The organism is Aminobacter sp. P4_D5, assembly GCF_056401815.1.
Genome location: NZ_JBFUIP010001422.1, coordinates 1 through 514 on the forward strand (window position 1 = coordinate 1; position 514 = coordinate 514).

The window sequence follows — 514 nt, forward strand, 5'->3', positions numbered from 1 at the left end:
GTCGAGGCTGGCCTGGCGGGCCTGGAACAGTGCGCGCTGGCCGGCGAGGGCCTCGGCCACGCGGGGATCGGCCGAGAGCGCGAGCAGGTCCTGCGGAAAGCGGATCTCGGTGTCCCGTGCGATCTCGGCGGCGAGCCGGGCCTGCTGGGCCAGCAGCGCGGCGCGCTGGGCCCGGGCGGCGAGCATGGTCGAGCCGGACAGGACGTCGTCGAGGCGCAGGACGATCTGGCCCTGGCGGACGCGGTCGCCGTCGCGCACGAGGATCTCGCGCACGAGGCCGCCCTCGAGGTGCTGCAGCGTGCGCCGCGTGCCCTCGACCTTGATGAGGCCCGGCGCGAGCGCCGCCTCGGCGAGCGGGGCCAGGGTGGCCCAGGCGAGAAAGCCTCCGCCAAAGCCGATCATCGTCACGAGGCCGAGGGCGAGTGCTGCGCCGGCGCGGGGCCGCTCGGGGGTGGCAGCCAAGGGGGCGGGGAGCGGGAGGGTGGCGGCGGACATCAGGCGCGGGCTCCGGCGG

Annotated in this window: 1 pseudogene; it reads right to left on the bottom strand. The window is 77.0% G+C overall.

Going from position 1 to position 514, the window contains the following annotated elements:
* Positions 1-495 (bottom strand): annotated as a pseudogene (locus AC1DWF_RS38760) (HlyD family type I secretion periplasmic adaptor subunit); the annotation flags it as partial.
* Positions 496-514: the final 19 nt, after the last annotated feature.